We start from the raw sequence: 2,078 nt of genomic DNA, 5'->3' as shown, positions 1-2,078 counted from the left end.
CACTTGATCCCCTCCCCTCACTTGATGCGGCGGGCGACAAGCGTGGCGTGGTGGAGGAGATGTTCCAGCGGGCCGCGGTAAAAGCGCCGGGTCCACAGGGTCGCGAGCAGCAGGGCCGCCACCGTGAACGCGAACAGCGCGAGCAGCGCCGGGACGGTTTCCTCCTCCGTGCCGACGACGCGGATCGCGAGGATGTGCAGGACGTACGCGGTCAGCGCGATCGTGCCGACCGCGGTCACCGGGGCGGCCCAGCGGGTGAGGCGCGGCATCCGGTCGGTGACGGCGAGGCACGCGGCCAGCACGGCGAGCGCGACACCCGTGTTGCCGAGGATCGAGAAGGTCGTCTGGCTGTGGGGCGCGCCCACCAGCAGCCAGGCCGGCGGGGTGTGGTCGAGGAGTTCGCCGACGGTGTCGGACCACCAGGCCGAGGCGCCCGTGTCGCCGTCCGTCGCGGCGGCGACGGTGGCCCGCGCGTGGGGTACGAAGGTCAGGGCCAGCCAGGAGCCGCCGTGGCCGAGCACGGCCAGGGCGCCGCCGGTGAGGGCGAGGCGGGCGTGGACCGTGGTCCGGGCGAGGTCGAGCCGGGCCACCGCCATGCCCGCGACCACGAACGGCATCCATGTGAGCACCGGGTACTCCCCGGTGAACAGCAGCTCGACCACGCCGTCCGTGTCGCCGATCCGGGCCAGCGGATCCACGGCGACGACGGTGTCGGCCCAGGTGCCCTCGTCGATGGACCGGCGTACCGCGTACAGCGCCTGAGGCATGACCAGCGCGCCCGTCGCCGCGACGACGGCGAGCGGCACGGCCCCCAGCCGGTACAGCGGCAGGACCGCGAGGAAGATCAGGGCGTAGAAGGCGAGGATCACGTCGACATCGGTGTGCAGGGCCGTGAGGGCGATACCGAGGGCGAGCAGGACGGCCGAGCGGATGACGATCCTGCCCACGGCCTGTCGGCCCGGCCGCCCGGTCCTCGGGCGCGGGCGGCCGATGATGAGGACGAGCGAGAAGCCCGCGAGCAGGGCGAAGAGCGCGGAGGAACGGCCGCGGGCCAGTTCCAGGACGAAGCCGAGGGGGCCGCCCACGGAGGGGTCGGGTCCGACATGGGCGGCGTACATGCCGAGGACCGCGAGGCCCCGGGCCAGGTCCACGCCGATGAGCCGCCCCGTCGGTGACGGGGCGCCGGTTACGACGGTCGGGCGGTCCGTCCGCACGGGCGGGGACGGTGGTGGCGGGTTGGGTGTCATGGACCTCAGCGTCGGAGTGGGGCGGGCCGCGGCCCATCCGGCGGGCGGCCGGAGTCGTCCCCGCCGACCGACCGGAGCCGCCCCCGCCGTGCGCCGCGCTCCCGCACGACCCCGGCCGGACGGAACCCGCGGGCGGCAGCCGCCGTCACAAGGTTCCGACGGCGGCCCCGGGGTGAGGGGAGCTCAGGTGATCCGCGTCATGGTGGTCGACGACGAGGCCCTCCTCCGTACGGGGTTCGAGCACATCCTCGGCGCCGCGGACGACATGGAGGTCGTGGCGGCGGTCGGCGGTGGCCGGGCGGTCGCCGTGGTGCGGGAGCTGCGCCCCGATGTGGTGCTGCTCGACATCCGGATGCCGGACGTGGACGGTCTCACCGTCCTGGCGGAGCTGCGCCGGCTGCCGGACCCGCCGGTCGTCGCCATGCTGACGACGTTCGACATGGACGAGTACGTGGCGGCCGCGCTGCGCTCGGGGGCGGCCGGGTTCCTGCTGAAGGACACCGACCCCGAGCAACTCCCTTACCTCATACGCATGTTGGTGGACGGCGGGGTCGTCCTGGCGTCCCGCGTCACCCGTACGGTCGTGGCCGGCTATCTCGACGGCGGCCCTCGGCAGGAGGCCGTCCACCGCGTCGCGGGGCTGACCGGGCGGGAGCGTGAGGTGCTCGTCCTCCTCGCCGAGGGTCTGTCCAACACCGGCATCGGCACGCGGATGAACCTGAGCACGGGCACGGTCAAGGACCACGTCAGCGCCGTCCTCGGCAAGCTGGGGGTGGGCAACCGCGTCCAGGCGGCCCTGCTCGCCGAGCGCGCCGGTCTGCTGCGGGCGCG

Annotated in this window: 2 protein-coding genes; one reads left to right on the top strand and one right to left on the bottom strand. The window is 74.3% G+C overall.

What is annotated here, in order from left to right:
• Positions 1-17: 17 nt before the first annotated feature.
• Positions 18-1,247 (bottom strand): DUF418 domain-containing protein, encoded by a 1,230-nt coding sequence (locus tag AOK15_RS38945; RefSeq protein ID WP_055523676.1) that lies wholly within the window; start codon positions 1,245-1,247, stop codon positions 18-20.
• A gap of 187 nt (positions 1,248-1,434) precedes the next feature.
• Between AOK15_RS38945 and AOK15_RS38940 the strand changes: the two genes are divergently transcribed.
• Positions 1,435-2,078 (top strand): response regulator (locus AOK15_RS38940; RefSeq protein ID WP_055523673.1); only part of this gene is annotated, 644 nt, incomplete at its 3' end.

Source organism: Streptomyces ossamyceticus (genome assembly GCF_001418475.1).
Lineage (GTDB): Bacteria > Actinomycetota > Actinomycetes > Streptomycetales > Streptomycetaceae > Streptomyces > Streptomyces ossamyceticus.
This window is presented reverse-complemented; position numbering and strand designations above follow the sequence as displayed.

Coding starts and splice junctions, on each gene's coding strand:
- AOK15_RS38945 (WP_055523676.1), bottom strand. CDS start 1,247: ATGACACCCAACCCGCCACCACCGTCCCCGCCCGTGCGGACGGACCGC.